Source organism: Rhizobacter sp. P5_C2, from assembly GCF_054049715.1.
In genome coordinates this window covers 13,301-29,658 of sequence record NZ_JBFULV010000002.1, presented here as the reverse complement: position 1 = coordinate 29,658, position 16,358 = coordinate 13,301, and the positions used below count along the sequence as shown (strand labels likewise).

Sequence of the window (16,358 nt, the reverse complement as noted above, 5' to 3'; positions counted from 1 at the left end):
ACACTGCCCCGTGTGACGAATTGGTGACAGCGCGACGACAGCGCGGCCGACCCCCCAGGAGACCCCGATGCTGTTTGGCAAGCTGCTGCCGCGCGAAGGCAATTTCTTTGAGCTGTTCAACCAGCACGCCGCGTTCATCGTCGAAGGCGCTCGCGCCTTCATCGCGATGATCGAGAACTACAGTGACCTCAACCTGCGCGAGAAGCATGCGAACGAGGTGGTGGCCGCCGAGCGCGCCGCCGACCGCATCACCGCCGAGGTCAACCGGCTGCTGCACAAGACCTTCATCACGCCGATCGACCGCGAGCAGATCCACGGCCTGATCAACGCGATGGACGACATCGTCGACCTGCTGCAGGACGCCACCGAGACCATGCAGCTGTACGACGTGCGCGCGATGACCGAAGAGGTGCTGCGCCTGGGCGACCTGAGCGCCAAGTGCTGCGAGCGCGTGCAGCACGCGGTGTCGCTGCTGCCGCGGCTGAACCAGCACGACGCCAGCGAGGCCGCGATCAAGACCTGCGAAGAGATCGACAAGCTCGAGTCCGACGCCGACCGGGTGATGCGCGCCGCGATGTCCAAGCTGTTCCGCGAAGAAAAAGACGTGCGCGAGCTGATCAAGCTGAAGGCGATCTACGAGCAGCTCGAATCGATCTCCGACCGCTGCGAGGACGTTGCCAACCTGATCGAGGGCGTGGTCCTCGAGAACTCCTGAGCGGACGGGGCTGCGGATGCAATCGGTCCAGGTCGCCTTCTGGGTGGTGGCGCTGCTGGTGGCGCTGGCCATCGTCTTCGACTTCATGAACGGTTTCCACGACGCGGCGAATTCGATCGCCACCGTCGTGTCCACCGGCGTGCTGAAGCCGCAGCAGGCGGTCGTCTTCGCGGCCTTCTTCAACGTGCTGGCGATCTCGGTGTTCCACAACCTGACGGTGGCTGCCACCGTCGGCAAGGGCATCGTCGTGCCGGGCGTCGTCGATCACCACGTGGTGTTCGGTGCGCTGATCGGTGCGATCGTCTGGAACGTCGTGACCTGGTGGTATGGCATCCCGTCGAGCTCGTCGCATGCGCTGATCGGCGGCATCTGCGGCGCGGTCATCGCGAAGGCCGGCGTCGGCGCGCTGGTCGGCGGCGGCCTGCTGTGGATCGTGGCCTTCATCTTCATCTCGCCGGCGCTCGGCTTCCTGCTCGGCTCGCTGGCGATGGTGGCGGTGGCCTGGATCTGCCGGCGCAGCTCGCCGCTGCGGGTCGACAACTGGTTCCGCCGGCTGCAGCTGGTGTCGGCCGGCCTGTACAGCCTGGGCCACGGCGGCAACGATGCGCAGAAGACCATCGGCATCATCTGGATGCTGCTGATCGCCACTGGCTATGCCGCGGCCGATTCGAAGACGCCGCCCGGCTGGGTCATCGGCAGCTGCTACCTGGCGATCGGGCTGGGCACGATGTTCGGCGGCTGGCGCATCGTGCTGACGATGGGCCAGAAGATCACCAAGCTGAAGCCGGTCGGCGGCTTCTGCGCCGAGACCGGCGGGGCGATGACGCTGTTCCTCGCGACCGCGCTCGGCATCCCGGTGTCGACCACGCACACCATCACCGGCGCGATCGTCGGGGTCGGCTCGGTGCGGCGCGCATCGGCGGTGCGCTGGGGCGTTGCCGGCAACATCGTGTGGGCCTGGATCTTCACGATCCCGGCAGCGGCGTTCGTCGCCGCGATCGCCTACTGGGCGAGCTTCACGATGTTCCCCTGACCGGCCGCCAAGGCGATCACCGGTTCACTGGCTGATCTTTCGCGCTTCCTCGACCTGGTACTCGAAGTAGCGCTGGCCGCCGAACGCGATGGTCGCCATCAGCACGGTGGCGCCGAGCAGCAGCGCGATCACGACGCCGATCACCGCGAGCCAGCCGGCCGGCGTGACCGGTTCGCCGCGGTTGAAGCGCAGGCTCCACTTCTCGTCGGGCATCAGGCCGTAGATGATCGCCGCCAGCATCGCCGCCGCGATCGCGATGCCCAACAGCGGAATCAGCGCCCACGACAGCGGGTCGTCCTGGCCGATGCGGATCACGCGCAGCACGCCATAGGCGCCGATCAGCGTCGGCACCGGCCACAGCCAGCCCCAGACGTCGCGTGGACCGTGCAGGTAGAAGCGGTGCAGCCCGAGGCTGCCGCCGACCAGGGCGATCCAGGTCGCGAGCGTCTTCGACTTGGCCACGGTCACAGGCCGGCGGCCGGCGGCACGGCGTCGCCGCTGCCGAGCGCCCGTTGCATCAGCACCACGTCGAGCCAGCGCTCGAACTTCCAGCCGGCGGATTTCAACAGCCCGGTGTGCTCGAAGCCGAGGCTGCGGTGCACGCCGATCGATCCGGCGTTGGCCGAATCGCCGATCACCGCCAGCATCTGGCGCGCGCCGAGCGCCTCGCACTGCGCCATCAACTCGGCCAGCAGCGCCTTGCCGGCGCCTTGCCCGCGGGCGGCATCCGACAGGTAGATCGAATCCTCGAGGCAGAAGCGGTAGGCGCGGCGCGGGCGGAAATGGTTCGCGTAGGCATAGCCGAGCACCTCGCCGCCACGCTCGGCCACCAGCCAGGGCAGGCCCTTGGACAGCACGTCGTCGCGGCGGCGGGACATCTCGGCGAGGTCGGGCGCCTCGAGCTCGAAGGTGCCGGTGCCGTGCAGCACGTTCCAGCCGTAGACGGCGGTGATGGCGGGGAGGTCGGCGGCCGTGCTGGCGCGAATCGTGATGGGGCTCTCGGACATGATGGGGTCGGGGGGTGGTCTGACGAGTTTATAATGTCGGGTTTCGGTGACGGCCGGCCCGGAGGGTCGGCGTATCTACGGCACCGACCCCCCGATCTGCTTGCCCTGAGTGTCTCCTGGTGCGGTGGATGTTTTCGATAATCTCAAGGAAACAACATGGTCGTGATTCGACTCGCACGTGGTGGCGCCAAGAAGCGTCCGTTCTACAACATCGTCGTCGCTGACTCGCGCGTCCGCCGTGACGGCCGCTTCATCGAGCGCGTCGGCTTCTACAACCCGGTGGCGTCCGGTGCCGAAGAGCCGCTGCGCGTGGTGTTCGACCGCATCGCGCACTGGGTTTCGCTGGGTGCCCAGCCGTCGCCGACGGTGGCCCGCCTGGTCGCCCAGGCCAAGGCTGCGACCCCGGTTGCCGCTGCAGCCTGAAGTCCGGCCTGAGGACGTGTCGATGACCACCGCGCCGGTGCCGACCGGGACGATCGATCCCGCGTGGCCCGAGGATGCGGTGGAAATCGGCAGGATCCTCGATGCCTGGGGTGTGAAAGGCTGGCTTCGCGTGCAGCCTTTCGCCTCCGATCCCCAGGCTCTGTTTTCTTCGCGCCGGTGGTTCGTGAAACCGCCGGAGCCGCAAGGCATCAAGCTGCCGGCGACCGCCGCAGCCGCCTTTCCGTCCTTCCTGAAGGTCGTGCAGGTCAAGGAGCACGGCGATGGCGTCGTTGCCCAGGTGGCGGACGTCGCCGATCGCACCGGGGCCGAGGCCCTGCGCGGCGCGCGCCTGTTCGTCAGCCGCGCGAGCTTCCCGACCGCCGAGAAGGACGAGTATTACTGGGTCGACCTGATCGGCATGACGGTCGTGAACCGCGAGGGCCAGACCCTCGGCACCGTGGCCGGCCTGATCGACACCGGCCCGCACAGCGTGCTGCGGCTGGCCGCCCCGACGCCGGCCGAGGAGCGGCTGATCCCGTTCGTCGGCGCCTATGTCGACGATGTCAGCATGGCTGAGCGCCGCATCACCGTCGACTGGGGCCTGGACTACTGACCCTGCGCGATGCGCTTCGACGTCGTCACGCTGTTCCCCGAGCTGTTCTCGCCCCACCTGACCGTGGGCGTGACGCGCCGCGCGTTCGAATCGGGGCTGGTCGACGTGCGGCTGTGGCCGCTGCGCGATTTTGCCGACGACAACTACCGCCGTGTCGATGACCGTCCCTACGGCGGCGGGCCGGGCATGGTGATGCTGGTCGAGCCGCTGGAGCGTGCGCTCACCACCATCCGCGGCGAGCGTATCGATGGGGCTGAGGTGGCGGTCGTGCATTTCACGCCGACCGGCCGCCGCATCGATCAATCGGTGATGCGCGAGTTCGCGGCCGGTCCCGGCGCGGTGCTGCTGTGCGGCCGCTACGAGGGCATCGACCAGCGCTTCATCGACCGCCACGTCACGCTGGAGCTGAGCCTGGGCGATTTCGTGCTGTCCGGCGGCGAGCTGCCGGCGCTTGCGCTGCTCGACGGCGTCGCCCGGTTGCAGGACGGCGTGCTGGGAGACGCGCAGTCGCACCAGCAGGACAGCTTTTCCGATGGCCTGCTCGATTGCCCGCACTACAGCCGGCCCGAGGTGCTCGATGCCCCGGCCGGCCCGGACCCGGTGCCGCCGGTGCTGCTGTCGGGCCACCATGCCGACATCGCGCGCTGGCGGCGCGAGCGTTCGCTCGAGATCACCGCCCGGCGGCGCCCCGAACTGATCGCTGCCGCCCGCGAGCGGGGCGAACTCAGCAAACTCGACGAGAAGTTCCTCGGCAGCCTCGGGCTATAATCGCAGGCTTTTCGATCCTCTACCGGGCGTGGCCGCCTTCTTCTTGAGCGGCCACATGAAAAATCTGCAATCGCGCCGGCAAGATCACAGGAGAACCCCATGGACCTGATCCAGACCCTCGAGCAAGAAGAAATTGCTCGCCTCAACAAGACCATTCCCCCCTTCGCCCCTGGCGACACGGTGATCGTCAGCGTCAACGTCGTCGAAGGCACGCGCAAGCGGCTGCAGGCCTACGAAGGCGTCGTGATTGCCAAGCGCAACCGCGGCCTGAACTCCAGCTTCATCGTGCGCAAGATCTCGAGCGGCGAAGGCGTGGAGCGTACGTTCCAGCTGTACAGCCCGCTGATCGCGACGATCGAAGTCAAGCGTCGCGGCGATGTCCGCCGCGCCAAGCTGTACTACCTGCGCGAGCGTTCGGGCAAGTCGGCCCGGATCAAGGAAAAGCTCGCCTGACGAAGTCAGGGCCCGACGCCAGTCGGGTCTGCCGCGCAGCGGCAAGCGAGGTTTCGCGCGCAGCGCAAAAGCTGGCGAACACCTCGGCAAAAGAGCCGCCTCACACGAGGCGGCTTTTTTCTTGTCCAATCGATCCATGCCGCTGAGCTTCAACCCGCTGGAATTGCCCGTCGAGGGCATCGACGACCACCTTCCCGCCGTTGCGTTGCCGCAGCTCTCGCCCGAGGCCTTGCGCAGCCGCTTCCTCGCGCCGCCTGCGTGGTCCCCCGAGATCGCCGCCGAGCGCAGCTTCGTGACCCGTGCGCCGGCCCATGCCTCGGTGCTCGTGCCGCTGGTGCAGCGCGAGGTGCTGTGCGTCGTGCTGACCCAGCGCACCGATCACCTGACCGACCACCCCGGCCAGATCAGCTTTCCCGGCGGCCGCGCCGAAAGCTACGACGCCGATGCCGTCGACACCGCACTGCGCGAGGCCACCGAAGAGATCGGCCTCGCCCGCGAGTACGTCGACGTGCTCGGCAGCCTGCCCACCTACACCACCGGCACCGGGTTCATCGTGACGCCGGTCGTCGGCCTGCTGCGCGGGGGCTTCACGATCCAGGCCGATCCGTTCGAGGTGGCCGAGGTGTTCGAGGTGCCGCTCGCGTTCCTGATGAGCCCGGCCAACCACCGCCGGCACAGCGTCGAAGTGGGCGGCGTGCGGCGCGAATTCCTGTCGATGCCGTGGACCGGCGTCGCCGCCGACGGCCGCCCGCGCCAGTACTTCATCTGGGGTGCGACCGCCGCGATGCTGCGCAACCTGTACCGATTCCTCGCCGCGTAGCCTCACCGAACCAGGCCTCGCCGCTATCATCGCGGGCCATGAGTTTCTTCGCCGTCCTGTTCGCGCTGCTCATCGAGCAACTGAAGCCGCTGCCGCGCCGCAACTTCGTGCACGACGGCCTGACCGGCTGGATGCGCTGGACCGGCCGCAACTTCGACGCCGGCCAGGACCACCACGCCTGGGTCGTCTGGTGCGTGACGACGCTGGTGCCGGCGCTGCTGGCCTGGGCGGTCTTCGCGATCGTCGTGCGCTTCAGCCTGGTCGCGGCGCTGGCCTGGAACGTCGTCGTGCTGTACCTGACGATGGGCTTCCGACAGTTCAGCCACTACTTCACCGACATCCGCGATGCGCTCGAGCGCGGCGACGAGCTCACCGCGCGCCGGCTGCTGGCCGAGTGGCGCCACCTCGATGCCAGCGAGCTGCCGCGCGCCGAGCTGCTGCGCCACGTGATCGAGCATTCGCTGCTGGCCGCGCACCGCCATGTGTTCGGCGTCTTCTTCTGGTTCGTCGTGCTGTCGTCGCTCGGCCTCGGGCCGGCCGGCGCGGTGTTCTACCGCATGGCCGAGTTCGCGAGCCGCTACTGGGCCTTCAAGAGCCGCACCGTCGGCGCGCCGGTGAACGAGCGGCTGCTCGCGCTGTCGCAGCGCCTGTTCGGGCTGATCGACCACCTGCCGGCGCGGATGACGGCCTTCGGCTTCGCGGTGGTCGGCAACTTCGAGGAGGCGGTGTCGTGCTGGCGCCGCGACGCCGGGCTGTGGAAGCATGCGAACGAGGGGATCATCCTGTCGGCGGCCGCCGGTGCGGTGGGCGTGCAGCTGGGCGGCAGCGCGGCGCCGGGCGTGACGCCCGACCGCTCGAAGACCTTCGACAGCGGGGCGCCGGATGAGCTGTCGAATGCCGAGGGCTCGACGCCCGGGGCGCCGCCGCAGACCGGGCACCTGCGCAGCATCGTCGGCCTGGTGTGGCGCTCGGTGGTGCTGTGGATGCTGCTGCTGGCCTTGCTGTCCCTGGCCAACCTGATCGGCTGATCAGAACCGCTGCCGGCCCAGCTCTTCGCGGATCTCGCCGTAGATGCGGTGCCGCGATTCGCTGATCTCGCCGCGCGCCAACGCGGCCAGCACACCGCAGCCGGGCTCGTGCTGGTGCGTGCAGTTGTAGAACTTGCAGTCGGTGGCGGCCGCGCGGATGTCCGGCATCAGCATTGCCAATTGCTGCGCCTCGATCTGCCGCAGCCCGAATTCCTGGAACCCCGGCGAGTCGATCAACCCGGTCGTGCGCGCCGAATCGAGCCAGTACCACTGGGTCGAGGTCGTCGTGTGGCGGCCTGAATTCAGCGCCACCGAGATGTCGCCCACCTGCGCGCGCGCATCGGGTGCCAGCAGGTTGATCAGCGTGCTCTTGCCGGTGCCGCTCGGCCCCAGCACCAGCGTCGCGCGATCGGCCAGCAGCGGGCCCAGCCGATCGCGTGCCTCCTGGGGCCGTGTCTTCAGCGCCAGCTCGATCACGTCGGCGCCCATCGCGCTGTAGGGCTTCAGGCGCTCGCGCGCCGCGGCGATCTGCGGCAGGTCGGACTTGTTCAGGATGATGCGCGTCGGGATGCCGGCGCTCTCGGCGGCGATCAGCGCGCGCGCCAGCTGCGACTCGCTGAACACCGGCTCGGCCGCCACCAGCACCAGCAGCTGGTCGAGGTTGGCGGCGAACGACTTGGTCTTCCACTCGTCCTGGCGGAACAGCAGGTTGCGTCGCGGGTCGACATGCTCGATCACGCCTTCATCGCCGGTGACCTGCCAGCGCACGCGGTCGCCGACCACGCAGTCGCTCTTCTTGCCGCGCGGGTGGCAGACGATGCGCTCGCCGTCGGGCGTCTCGACGATGTAGTGGCGCCCGTGCCCCGCGACCACCAGCCCGGTGTCGAGCGCGACGGTGTGGCTCAAGCGAGGAAGGCGACGAGCGCGTCCGCCTTGGCCGCGCAGATGAAGTCGTTCAGCGAGATGCCGCCGACCGAGTGCGTGTTGAAGCGCGCGACGCAGCGGTCATAGGTGACGGCCAGCTCGGGGTGGTGGTCTTCGGTGTGGGCGATCCAGGCCAGCGCGTTCACGAACGCGATCGTCTCGTGGTAGTTCTTGAAGCTGAAGGTCTTCTCGATGGCGCCGTTGTTCAGGTGCCAGCCGCTGACCTGCGCCAGGTGGCTGCGGACTTCGTTCGGGCCCATCGCGTCGGCGCCTTCCAGCGCCTTGCATTTCAGGTGCAGCAGGTTGCTCATGGTGTCAGCTCGGTTGTGGATGCGTCTGGGGACGCGCTTGCGAATCAAGGGCCGCCAGGCGCTCGGTGGCCGGCGGGTGGGAGTAGTAGAAGCTCGCGTACACCGGGTCCGGCGTCAGCGTCGTCGAATTGTCCTCATGCAGCTTCAGCAGGGCCGCAGCAAGGTCTTGCCCGTTCGCCTGCGAGCAGGCGTAGGCATCGGCCTCGAACTCGTGCTTGCGCGAGACCCGTGCCGCCAGCGGCCCGGCGAACACGCCGAACACCGGCATCGCGAGCATCAGCAGGATCAGCGCCAGCGCGTCGTTCGGGGCCGCAAGCGACGGCTGCACGCCCAGCCCCAGGAAGAACCAGGCCTGGTTCGACAGCCAGCCGAGCAGCGCGAAGGCCAGCAGGCTCAGCACCGTCATCGTCAGGCTGCGCTTGAGCAGGTGCCGCAGCTTGAAGTGGCCGAGTTCGTGTGCCAGCACGGCTTCCATCTCGGGCGGGCTCAGCTTGTTGATCAGCGTGTCGTAGAAGATCACGCGCTTCGATTTGCCGAGCCCGGTGAACATCGCGTTCGCATGGGCCGAGCGCTTGCTGCCGTCCATCACGTAGAAGCCCTGGGCGGTGAAGCCGCAGCGCGCCATCAGCGCGAGCGCCTGCTCCTTCAGCGTGCCGTCGGGCAGCGGCTCGAACTTGTTGTAGAGCGGCATCACGACCAGCGGGTACACCACCTGCACGAACAGGCCGAAGGCCGTCCATGCGAGCCAGGCCCAGAACCACCAGTAGGCGCCGGCCGCGCCCATCAGCCACAGGATCAGCGCGACGATCGGCAGGCCGAGCACGATGCCGACCAGCGTGTTGGTGACCAGGTCGCGCACGAACAGCTGCCAGGTCATGCGGTTGAAGCCGAAGCGCGCTTCGAGGCGGAAGGTGGCATGCAGCTCGAACGGCAACTCGAGCACGGCGCCGATCACCGAGAAGGCGAGCACCAGCGCCAGCTGGTAGGCGAGGCCACCGAAGCGCGGGGCGACGGCATCGCGCAACACGCCGTTCAGCGCGTCGAGCCCGCCCAGCAGCGTCCAGCCGAGCAGCACGACGGCGCCGAAGGCCATCGACACCAGCCCGAAGCGGCCCTTCGCGAGCGTGTAGTCGGCGGCTTTCTGGTGCGCTTCGAGCGACACCTTGCCGACGAAGGCGGCCGGCACGGCGCCGCGGTGCGCAGCGACATGCCGCATCTGGCGCGTCGAGAGCCACAGGCGCAGGCCCAGCGAGGCGAGCAGCGCGGCGGCGAACAGCAGGGTCAGGTGAATGGCTTGCATGGGCTGCAAGTGTAGGGCGCGGGTCGGCGAGAATGCCCCCAAGGAGAAAACCCATGAGCGACATCGCAAGCCCGCTGCAGCAGAGCGACCAGAACCTGATCTGGATCGACCTCGAGATGACCGGCCTCTACCCGGACACCGACCGCATCATCGAGATCGCGGTCGTCGTCACCGATGCCCAGCTGACGCAGCGCGTCGAAGGCCCGGTGTTCGCGATCCACCAGAGCGACGCCACGCTCGACGCGATGGACGCCTGGAACAAGGGCACGCACGGCCGCAGCGGCCTGATCGACCGCGTGAAGGCGTCGACCATCGACGAGGCCTCGGCCGAGGCGCAGGTGATCGATTTCCTGAAGCGCTACGTCGGCAAGAGCACGTCGCCGATGTGCGGCAACAGCATCTGCCAGGATCGCCGCTTCCTGGCGCGCACGATGCCGAAGCTGGAAACCTTCTTCCACTACCGCAACCTCGACGTCAGCACGCTGAAGGAATTGGCCAAGCGCTGGAAGCCGGAGATCCTCGCCGGCTTCAAGAAGGCGCAGGCGCACACCGCGCTGGCCGACATCCATGAGTCGATCGACGAGTTGGCTTATTACCGCGAGCACTTTCTGGCGAAGTGACCGTGGCGAAGTGACGCGCCGCGGAGAGTCCTCGCCAAATAGGGGGCTTTGCAGCTTGCGGGAAAACCCGGATCCCCCTAGAATCCGCCCTTCGCCTCGGCATGCCGGGGCGTTTCGTTCATCCCCTCTGACCTCATCGAGTCTTCCCATGGTGGTTCCTCCACCGTGCGGCCTGTTCGAACCCCTCACGGGAATGGTTGGCGGCGATGCCGTCGCTTTGACTGTTCCCATGTTCCCCGGCACCGGCGCGAGTCTTCTCGCCGATCTGGGTTCGGACCTTCTCCCCAGCGACTGATCCGCGTGCGCTTGATGCGCGCTGGTGTCGTGCTGTGCCCGTCGGGGCCGGCGGCACCGTGTTTGAGAAAGAAAATGATGAGTTCAGAGAACAATTTCGAGGCCCTGGGCCTCCACGCCGCCCTGCTCCAGGCCTTGAAGGATTCGGGCTACGAGACCCCGACCGACGTTCAGTCCCGCGCCATTCCGCCGGCCCTCGAAGGCAAGGACCTGATGGTCGCCTCGAGCACCGGCAGCGGCAAGACCGCCTCGTTCGTGCTGCCCGGCCTGCAGCGCATCCTCGCCGCCCGTGGCGACAACACCAAGCGCCGCGAGAAGGGCCTGGTCTACGGCCCGCGCATCCTCGTGCTGGCCCCCACCCGTGAACTGGCGATGCAGGTCGACAAGGCCGCCACCGTCTACGGCAAGCATGTGCAAGGCCTGCGCGTGACCACCGTCGTCGGCGGCGTGCCGTACGGCGCGCAGCTGAAGGCGCTGCGCGGCCCGCTCGACATCCTGATCGCGACCCCGGGCCGCCTGCTCGACCACCTGAACAGCGGCAAGGCCATCCTCGAGAACGTCGAGATGCTGGTGCTCGACGAAGCCGACCGCATGCTCGACATGGGCTTCATCGACGACATCCGCACGATCGCCGACCAGCTGCCGCAAGACCGCCAGACGGTGATGTACAGCGCGACCTTCGCCGGCCACGTGGGTCGCCTGGCGCAAGACCTGCTGCGCGATCCGCAGCGCATCGAGGTCACCTCGCACACCGACACGCACGAGAACATCGAGCAGCGCCTGCACTGGGCCGACAACGGCGCGCACAAGAACGCGCTGCTGGACCACATCCTGACCGAGCGCGACATGGAGCAGGCGGTGGTGTTCACCAGCACGCAGCGTGATGCCGACTGGCTGGCCGACCGCCTGGCCGACATGGGCCACGCCGTGGCGTCGCTGCACGGCGGCATGCCGCAAGGCCGCCGCACCCGCGTGCTGCAAGGCCTGCGCAACAAGGAACTGCGCGTGCTGGTCGCCACCGACGTCGCCGCGCGCGGCATCGACGTGCCCACCATCAGCCACGTGATCAACTACGGCCTGCCGATGAAGGCCGAGGACTACGTGCACCGCATCGGCCGCACCGGCCGTGCCGGCCGCAATGGCCTGGCGGTGACGCTGGCCGAGCGCATGGACACCGGCATGATCCGCCGCATCCAGGCCTTCACGACGCAGAACATCCCGGTCGCGACGATCGTCGGCCTCGAGCCGAAGTCGCCGGAACCGCGCATGTTCGCGGCCCGTCCGGAAGGCAAGTTCGGCGGCAAGCCGTTCGGTCGCCCGAACGGTGGCGGCTTCAACAAGGGCTACAGCAAGCCGGCCCCGCGTGGCGGTGAAGGTTTCGCCCCGCGTGGCGAAGGCTTTGCGACCCGCGGCGCCGACGGCTTCGCGCCGCGCGGTTCGTTCGATCGCCCGGCGCCGGAACGCCGCGACAACCCGTTCGCGAACCGTCCGCCGCACGAAGGCGCGCCGCGTCACGCGTTCGACCGCGCACCGGCCGACCGTGGCAACAACGCCGGCTTCGCGCCGCGCAAGCCGGGTGGCCCGGGTGCCAACAAGGGCGGCTTCGGCAAGCCGCAGCGTCCGCGCCAGGGTGGCTTCAGCCGCTGATCGCGGCTGACCGGATGACAAAGGGCCCGCACTGCGGGCCTTTTTTTTTGATCTGATTGGTCTGATCTCGTCATAATCGGACCAAATCGTTCAGATCGGACCTCATGCCTGGAATTGATGACCGCCGTTTGCTGGAGCTGATCGCGCGCCTGCGCGATGAGGGTGTCGACGAGGTCAGTTCCTCGCAGCTGATCGAGCGCAGCGGTGCGGGTGCGATGACCGTCAAGCGCCTGCTCGGGCGGCTCTGGTCCTCGGGTGAGCTCGTCAGGGAGGGCCAGGCCCGCGCCACGCGCTACCGCTTGCCGGGTCCGATGAGGGTGAGCGCGCCGGCACCGCCGCCGTACCAGCGGGCCGCGCTGCAGCCTCGGTGGTCGGCCGCAGCGCTGGCGTTGCGCGCAGAGCTGCAGCAACCGCTGGGCGCGCGATCGCCGGTGACCTACCGCCGCGGGTTCGTCGAGGACTACCGCCCCAACGACAGCGCGATGCTGCCGCCCGCTCTCGCGAAGGAGTTGGCCGAACTCGGCCGCATGCAAGGCCAGCAGCCGGCAGGCACCTATGCGTGCAAGGTGCTCGAGCAACTGCTGATCGACCTCTCGTGGTCGTCGTCGCGCCTGGAGGGCAACCGCTACTCACGCCTCGATACCGAAGAGCTGTTCAAGAGTGGATTGACGGGCGACGACAACGACGCCGTGATGCTGCTGAACCACAAGAACGCGATCGAGTTCATGGTCGATGCGGTTCCGGAGCAGGGGCTCTCGATGGGCATCGTGCGCAACCTCCATGCGGTGCTGATGCGCGACCTGCTGGTCGACAGCGACGGCCTTGGCGCGATCCGCCGCAAGGTCGTCAACATCAGCGACACCGTGTACTTCCCATCGCAGGTTCCGTCGCTGCTGTCCGAGATGCTGGAGCGCATTCTCGACACGGCGCGCGTCATCAAGAACCCGATCGAAGCGGCCTTCTTCCTGTGGGTCAACATCGCCTACCTGCAGCCGTTCGAGGATGGCAACAAGCGCACCAGCCGGTTGGCGGCCAATATCCCGCTGATGCTCTACAACCGCGCACCACTGGCGTTCCTCGACGTCGACCGAGGCCACTACGCCGAGGCGATGGTGGGCGTCTATGAGCGGCAGGACGTGTCGCTGGCCGTCGACCTGTTCGACTGGACCTATCGCCGCTCCTGCGCGAAGTACGCGGTGGTGCTGGAGGCGATGAGCACACCGGATCCGCTTCGCTTGCGATACCGCGAAGCCCTCAACGAGGCGATCGGCTTGATCGTGCGCGATCGCAAGACGCTGGCCGATGCGACCGAGGCGCTGCAACTCGGCAACGACAAGGCACCGGGCTTCGCGCCCCTGTTGCGAGAAGAACTGCGCAAGCTCGAAGCGTTCAACTGTGCGCGTTACCGCGTGACGATGGGCGCCACCGAGGCGTGGATTGCTGCGGGGCGTCCTGCCTGACAGGCGTTGAACAGTTTCCTGAGGCATGGCGGGAACGATCGAGGCCGAGCTGTGACCAAGCTCCTTCATTCTTCTCGTCGAGCCTTCCATGGAAAAGACCTCCGTTCCCAAACGAAGCGAGCTCAAACCTCACCCTCGCCGACACGATGTCGCTGCGCTGTCGGCGGGGCGCTTCACGTCAAGGATTCTTTGGACGCTGGGTCAGGGGCCTGACAAGGCCGTTGCCGCGCTTCTGAAACTGTTCGAGCACGACAAGGTCACTTGCCTGGACCTTCGTGGCCAGCGACTCAATGGACAGCGCGGAATGGCTCTTCGAGCATTGCTCGAGCACGCGAGTTGTCCTCTGCGCGAACTCGATCTTTCAGGTTCGGCGCTGCCGCTGACCGTCTTGCGGGGCGTGGCGGAGAACGAGACATTGACCGCGTTGAAACTCGCAAATGCCCGCCTTCCGGCAAACCTGATGACTTATTTCCATGTCAACGCGCTGGTCGACGTCGTCGCAAGCAAATCACTGACGCATCTTGATCTGCGGGGGGTGGATCTCGTGGGTGTCCGGGAATCGGCCGCCTTCGCGAAGTTCTGTTCGGCCCTGGGCCAGAACAAGAACCTCGAATGGCTTGAACTTGGTGGCACCTGCCTGGGCAACGAGCAGCTTGGCCATCTCGCAGCGGCGCTGAAGGCTCATGGACAGTTGAAGTACCTTGGGCTCGGCGACAACGATTTGTGTTGGAGCGATGCGGGGGCTGACGGATTCATGAATGCTCTTTTCGCGAATCAATCATTGACGCACCTGGTGCTGCCGTGTCCTGAAACGATGCAAGACGATTTCGATTCGCGGATTCTGCGCATGCTGGAAAAGAACACGACGTTGACGGTGCTGGAACCCTACAACACTCCTGGCAGGCCGCCACAGGCCTGCTCTTCGCGAGCCCATGACGTGCGAGTGAAGCTGGAGCAAAACCGGTTTGATCAGAACCGGCTGCGGGGCGATGCGTGCGATCTGTCCATTCGCCCACCGTCACCGATGATGAAGTGTCTGCATGAAATGACGCCGGATGCATTCGACGCATTGCTGCGCTCGCAGTGCATCACGCGCTTGCTTCTGCAAGGAGCGCGGCTCGACGAGGAAGACGTCGAGACACTCGCGCATGCCATCGGCCATCCGACATGCCGGGTGAGGGAGCTTGATCTGACGGGGGCGACATTTGCGACGATGGGGATTCTTTTCGAGCAGATGCAGCACAACACATCGTTGCGCCGCCTCTGCCTCGGTGGCGTGGACGTGGTGAACGAACGAGGCCGGTTTCCATTGCAGGCCCATCACATTGGGGCGATTGCCAGATTCTTGACACGCACGCGGACGCTGCACACCTTGACGCTGAGCGGGCAGGGGACACTCGGCGCAAACGCAGCAGCGTTCGACGGCTTGATGGAAGCCCTGGAGAGGAATGTCAGCCTGAAGTGTCTCGACATCGGCGCCACGCTTCTTCCGGGGACTCACCTGACGCTGATCTCATCGGCCTTGCGGTGGCATGCACTGGAGTACCTCAATCTCGACTCGAATCCACTGTGCTGGGGGCCGGAGCTGAAGGCATTCCTGAAAGGACTCGCGCAGAACGAGTCGCTGCTGAAGCTCGTATTGCCTCGTGCCGTGTGCGGGAGCGACGAGCTGGTCGCGTGCCTGTGGAACATGAAAGACACGTTGCACCTCTGCCACCTTCCTCCCTTCAGCGACGAGGCGTCGCTGCCCCACCGGCAGACCAAGCGCGGTGCCATTCGGAAACTGCTCCTCGACAACCAGCGGCGCCAGGCCGAGAAAGTCGAAGCGGATCAATGGCGGGTGAAAACGCTCGTGGTCGCCTTGGAAGAGCGCAATCTGCCGCGTGACGTGACGGTCGATACGGCCAGGAAACTGATCCAGGTGACTTCGGCCAACATGCGCATCTGATGTCGCTGCACTCGGCCTGCGCGAACTCACTCGACTGCCGAGGGCACCCGCTCATGCGCCCCGATCTCCACCGCCAGCGCCGCCCCCAGCAAGAAGATCTGGCACGACCAGTAGATCCACACCAGCAGCGCTGCGAACGACCCGGCGGCGCCCAGCGTCGAGCGCAGCGCGGTGCCGGCGATGTACGCATTGATGCCGTAGCGCCCCGCCAGGAACAGCACCGCCGCCACCGCCGCGCCGATGAAAGCATGGCGCGCGCGCAGGTGCGCATCGGGCAGCCACACCATCAGCAGCGAGAACAGCGTCGTCATCACCAGCCACGACCACAGCAACTCCACCGACTGCAGCAGCGGCCCGAGCGCGGGACCGAGCGCATCGGTCTGGTCGACCACCCAGCGGATCGCCAGCAGCGCGACCGCCTGCAGCACCATCGCGACCGCGAGCAGGAAGCCGCAGCCGAGCAGCACGCCCATCGACAGCAGGCGGATCTGCACCAGCCGCCACAGCGAGCCGCGCTCGGGCGGCGCCCCCAACATCTCCTGCAGCGACGCGCGCAACTCGACGAACACGCCGACCGCGCCGACCAGCATCGTCACCACCGCGATCACCGGCGCCGCGACGGCGAACCCGCCGGCCCGCTCGCGCGACAGCAGCCGCGTTGCCGCGCTCGGCGCGCTGGCCAGCAGGTCGGCCAGCGTGCGGGCCTCGCTCGGGCCGAGCAGCCGGCCGACCGCGTCGACCATCGTCGCGTTCGCGCTCTGGTCGCCGAGCAGCCACACCAGCAGGCTCGTCACGACGACGAGCAGCGGCGCCATCGAGAACGCCGCATAGAACGCGACCGCCGCCCCCTGGCGCGCGCCGTGGCATTCGATGAAGCGGTTGATGGCCCGCACCGCCAGCGAGACGACGCGCCCCGGCGCACTCGCGACCATGCGGTGCCAGAGGCGGGCGACGAGCCCCGGGGTGTCGGTGGCCTCGCCCTGCGCCATGCCGG

At 67.4% G+C, this 16,358-nt stretch carries 18 protein-coding genes; 12 read left to right on the top strand and 6 right to left on the bottom strand.

Going from position 1 to position 16,358, the window contains the following annotated elements; genetic code table 11:
• The first annotated feature begins 67 nt into the window (after nt 1-67).
• Entirely contained in the window at nt 68-715 is a 648-nt protein-coding gene (locus tag ACXJLU_RS00935) for a DUF47 domain-containing protein (RefSeq protein ID WP_073465676.1), read from the top strand.
• Between the two features lie 16 nt (nt 716-731).
• Nucleotides 732-1,748, top strand: a complete 1,017-nt coding sequence (locus ACXJLU_RS00930; protein ID WP_457328640.1) for an inorganic phosphate transporter — start codon at nt 732-734, stop codon at nt 1,746-1,748.
• A gap of 24 nt (nt 1,749-1,772) precedes the next feature.
• On the opposite strand, the gene ACXJLU_RS00925 is transcribed toward ACXJLU_RS00930, so the two are convergent.
• Entirely contained in the window at nt 1,773-2,216 is a 444-nt protein-coding gene (locus tag ACXJLU_RS00925) for a hypothetical protein (RefSeq protein WP_457328639.1), read from the bottom strand.
• Nucleotides 2,213-2,755: a GNAT family N-acetyltransferase gene (locus ACXJLU_RS00920; RefSeq protein ID WP_457328638.1), complete on the bottom strand. Its 543-nt coding sequence runs from the start codon at nt 2,753-2,755 to the stop codon at nt 2,213-2,215. Before ACXJLU_RS00920 ends, ACXJLU_RS00925 begins: the two co-directional genes overlap by 4 nt.
• Before the next feature lie 156 nt (nt 2,756-2,911).
• Here ACXJLU_RS00920 and rpsP point away from each other — a divergent pair, with 156 nt between their 5' ends.
• From rpsP to ACXJLU_RS00890, 6 genes are all read left to right on the top strand, one after another.
• Complete coding sequence (gene rpsP / locus ACXJLU_RS00915; protein WP_457328637.1) at nt 2,912-3,178, top strand: 30S ribosomal protein S16; 267 nt, start codon at nt 2,912-2,914, stop codon at nt 3,176-3,178.
• A gap of 22 nt (nt 3,179-3,200) precedes the next feature.
• A complete protein-coding gene (gene rimM / locus ACXJLU_RS00910) occupies nt 3,201-3,791 on the top strand; it encodes a ribosome maturation factor RimM (RefSeq protein ID WP_457328636.1) in 591 nt (196 codons plus the stop codon).
• 9 nt (nt 3,792-3,800) lie between these two features.
• Nucleotides 3,801-4,559, top strand: a complete 759-nt coding sequence (gene trmD / locus ACXJLU_RS00905; protein ID WP_457328635.1) for a tRNA (guanosine(37)-N1)-methyltransferase TrmD — start codon at nt 3,801-3,803, stop codon at nt 4,557-4,559.
• Between the two features lie 99 nt (nt 4,560-4,658).
• Complete coding sequence (gene rplS / locus ACXJLU_RS00900; RefSeq protein WP_073465669.1) at nt 4,659-5,012, top strand: 50S ribosomal protein L19; 354 nt, start codon at nt 4,659-4,661, stop codon at nt 5,010-5,012.
• A 136-nt stretch (nt 5,013-5,148) separates the two neighbouring features.
• Nucleotides 5,149-5,832, top strand: a complete 684-nt coding sequence (locus tag ACXJLU_RS00895; RefSeq protein WP_143171489.1) for a CoA pyrophosphatase — start codon at nt 5,149-5,151, stop codon at nt 5,830-5,832.
• A 38-nt stretch (nt 5,833-5,870) separates the two neighbouring features.
• A complete protein-coding gene (locus ACXJLU_RS00890; RefSeq protein ID WP_073465667.1) occupies nt 5,871-6,860 on the top strand; it encodes a CobD/CbiB family protein in 990 nt (329 codons plus the stop codon).
• On the opposite strand, the gene rsgA is transcribed toward ACXJLU_RS00890, so the two are convergent.
• Genes rsgA through ACXJLU_RS00875 form a run of 3 tightly spaced genes read right to left on the bottom strand, consistent with a single transcriptional unit; the run spans nt 6,861 to nt 9,395 of the window.
• On the bottom strand, nt 6,861-7,766 hold the full coding sequence (rsgA, locus tag ACXJLU_RS00885) for a ribosome small subunit-dependent GTPase A (RefSeq protein ID WP_457328634.1): 906 nt from the start codon (nt 7,764-7,766) through the stop codon (nt 6,861-6,863).
• On the bottom strand, nt 7,763-8,095 hold the full coding sequence (locus tag ACXJLU_RS00880) for a 4a-hydroxytetrahydrobiopterin dehydratase (RefSeq protein ID WP_457328633.1): 333 nt from the start codon (nt 8,093-8,095) through the stop codon (nt 7,763-7,765). Before ACXJLU_RS00880 ends, rsgA begins: the two co-directional genes overlap by 4 nt.
• Before the next feature lie 4 nt (nt 8,096-8,099).
• On the bottom strand, nt 8,100-9,395 hold the full coding sequence (locus ACXJLU_RS00875) for a M48 family metallopeptidase (RefSeq protein WP_457328632.1): 1,296 nt from the start codon (nt 9,393-9,395) through the stop codon (nt 8,100-8,102).
• A gap of 53 nt (nt 9,396-9,448) precedes the next feature.
• Here ACXJLU_RS00875 and orn point away from each other — a divergent pair, with 53 nt between their 5' ends.
• The 4 genes from orn to ACXJLU_RS00855 all read left to right on the top strand — a co-directional run bounded on the left by orn (nt 9,449) and on the right by ACXJLU_RS00855 (nt 15,364).
• Complete coding sequence (gene orn / locus ACXJLU_RS00870) at nt 9,449-10,015, top strand: oligoribonuclease (RefSeq protein ID WP_073465664.1); 567 nt, start codon at nt 9,449-9,451, stop codon at nt 10,013-10,015.
• Between the two features lie 372 nt (nt 10,016-10,387).
• Nucleotides 10,388-11,956 (top strand): DEAD/DEAH box helicase, encoded by a 1,569-nt coding sequence (locus ACXJLU_RS00865; RefSeq protein WP_457328631.1) that lies wholly within the window; start codon nt 10,388-10,390, stop codon nt 11,954-11,956.
• A 104-nt stretch (nt 11,957-12,060) separates the two neighbouring features.
• Nucleotides 12,061-13,416 (top strand): Fic family protein, encoded by a 1,356-nt coding sequence (locus ACXJLU_RS00860; RefSeq protein WP_457328630.1) that lies wholly within the window; start codon nt 12,061-12,063, stop codon nt 13,414-13,416.
• A gap of 88 nt (nt 13,417-13,504) precedes the next feature.
• The gene (locus ACXJLU_RS00855) at nt 13,505-15,364 is read left to right on the top strand and encodes a leucine-rich repeat domain-containing protein (protein WP_457328629.1); all 1,860 of its coding nucleotides are present in this window, start codon (nt 13,505-13,507) and stop codon (nt 15,362-15,364) included.
• A 26-nt stretch (nt 15,365-15,390) separates the two neighbouring features.
• On the opposite strand, the gene ACXJLU_RS00850 is transcribed toward ACXJLU_RS00855, so the two are convergent.
• Nucleotides 15,391-16,353, bottom strand: coding sequence for a YihY/virulence factor BrkB family protein (locus ACXJLU_RS00850; protein WP_457328628.1), 963 nt, complete (start codon nt 16,351-16,353; stop codon nt 15,391-15,393).
• Nucleotides 16,354-16,358: the final 5 nt, after the last annotated feature.

Excerpts from the sequence above, each read along its gene's own strand:
- ACXJLU_RS00935 (WP_073465676.1), top strand. The coding sequence starts at position 68 with ATGCTGTTTGGCAAGCTGCTGCCGCGCGAAGGCAATTTCTTTGAGCTG.
- ACXJLU_RS00930 (WP_457328640.1), top strand. The coding sequence starts at position 732 with ATGCAATCGGTCCAGGTCGCCTTCTGGGTGGTGGCGCTGCTGGTGGCG.
- ACXJLU_RS00920 (WP_457328638.1), bottom strand. The coding sequence starts at position 2,755 with ATGTCCGAGAGCCCCATCACGATTCGCGCCAGCACGGCCGCCGACCTC.
- rpsP (WP_457328637.1), top strand. The coding sequence starts at position 2,912 with ATGGTCGTGATTCGACTCGCACGTGGTGGCGCCAAGAAGCGTCCGTTC.
- rimM (WP_457328636.1), top strand. The coding sequence starts at position 3,201 with ATGACCACCGCGCCGGTGCCGACCGGGACGATCGATCCCGCGTGGCCC.
- trmD (WP_457328635.1), top strand. The coding sequence starts at position 3,801 with ATGCGCTTCGACGTCGTCACGCTGTTCCCCGAGCTGTTCTCGCCCCAC.
- rplS (WP_073465669.1), top strand. The coding sequence starts at position 4,659 with ATGGACCTGATCCAGACCCTCGAGCAAGAAGAAATTGCTCGCCTCAAC.
- ACXJLU_RS00895 (WP_143171489.1), top strand. The coding sequence starts at position 5,149 with ATGCCGCTGAGCTTCAACCCGCTGGAATTGCCCGTCGAGGGCATCGAC.
- ACXJLU_RS00890 (WP_073465667.1), top strand. The coding sequence starts at position 5,871 with ATGAGTTTCTTCGCCGTCCTGTTCGCGCTGCTCATCGAGCAACTGAAG.
- ACXJLU_RS00880 (WP_457328633.1), bottom strand. The coding sequence starts at position 8,095 with ATGAGCAACCTGCTGCACCTGAAATGCAAGGCGCTGGAAGGCGCCGAC.
- ACXJLU_RS00875 (WP_457328632.1), bottom strand. The coding sequence starts at position 9,395 with ATGCAAGCCATTCACCTGACCCTGCTGTTCGCCGCCGCGCTGCTCGCC.
- orn (WP_073465664.1), top strand. The coding sequence starts at position 9,449 with ATGAGCGACATCGCAAGCCCGCTGCAGCAGAGCGACCAGAACCTGATC.
- ACXJLU_RS00865 (WP_457328631.1), top strand. The coding sequence starts at position 10,388 with ATGAGTTCAGAGAACAATTTCGAGGCCCTGGGCCTCCACGCCGCCCTG.
- ACXJLU_RS00860 (WP_457328630.1), top strand. The coding sequence starts at position 12,061 with ATGCCTGGAATTGATGACCGCCGTTTGCTGGAGCTGATCGCGCGCCTG.
- ACXJLU_RS00855 (WP_457328629.1), top strand. The coding sequence starts at position 13,505 with ATGGAAAAGACCTCCGTTCCCAAACGAAGCGAGCTCAAACCTCACCCT.
- ACXJLU_RS00850 (WP_457328628.1), bottom strand. The coding sequence starts at position 16,353 with ATGGCGCAGGGCGAGGCCACCGACACCCCGGGGCTCGTCGCCCGCCTC.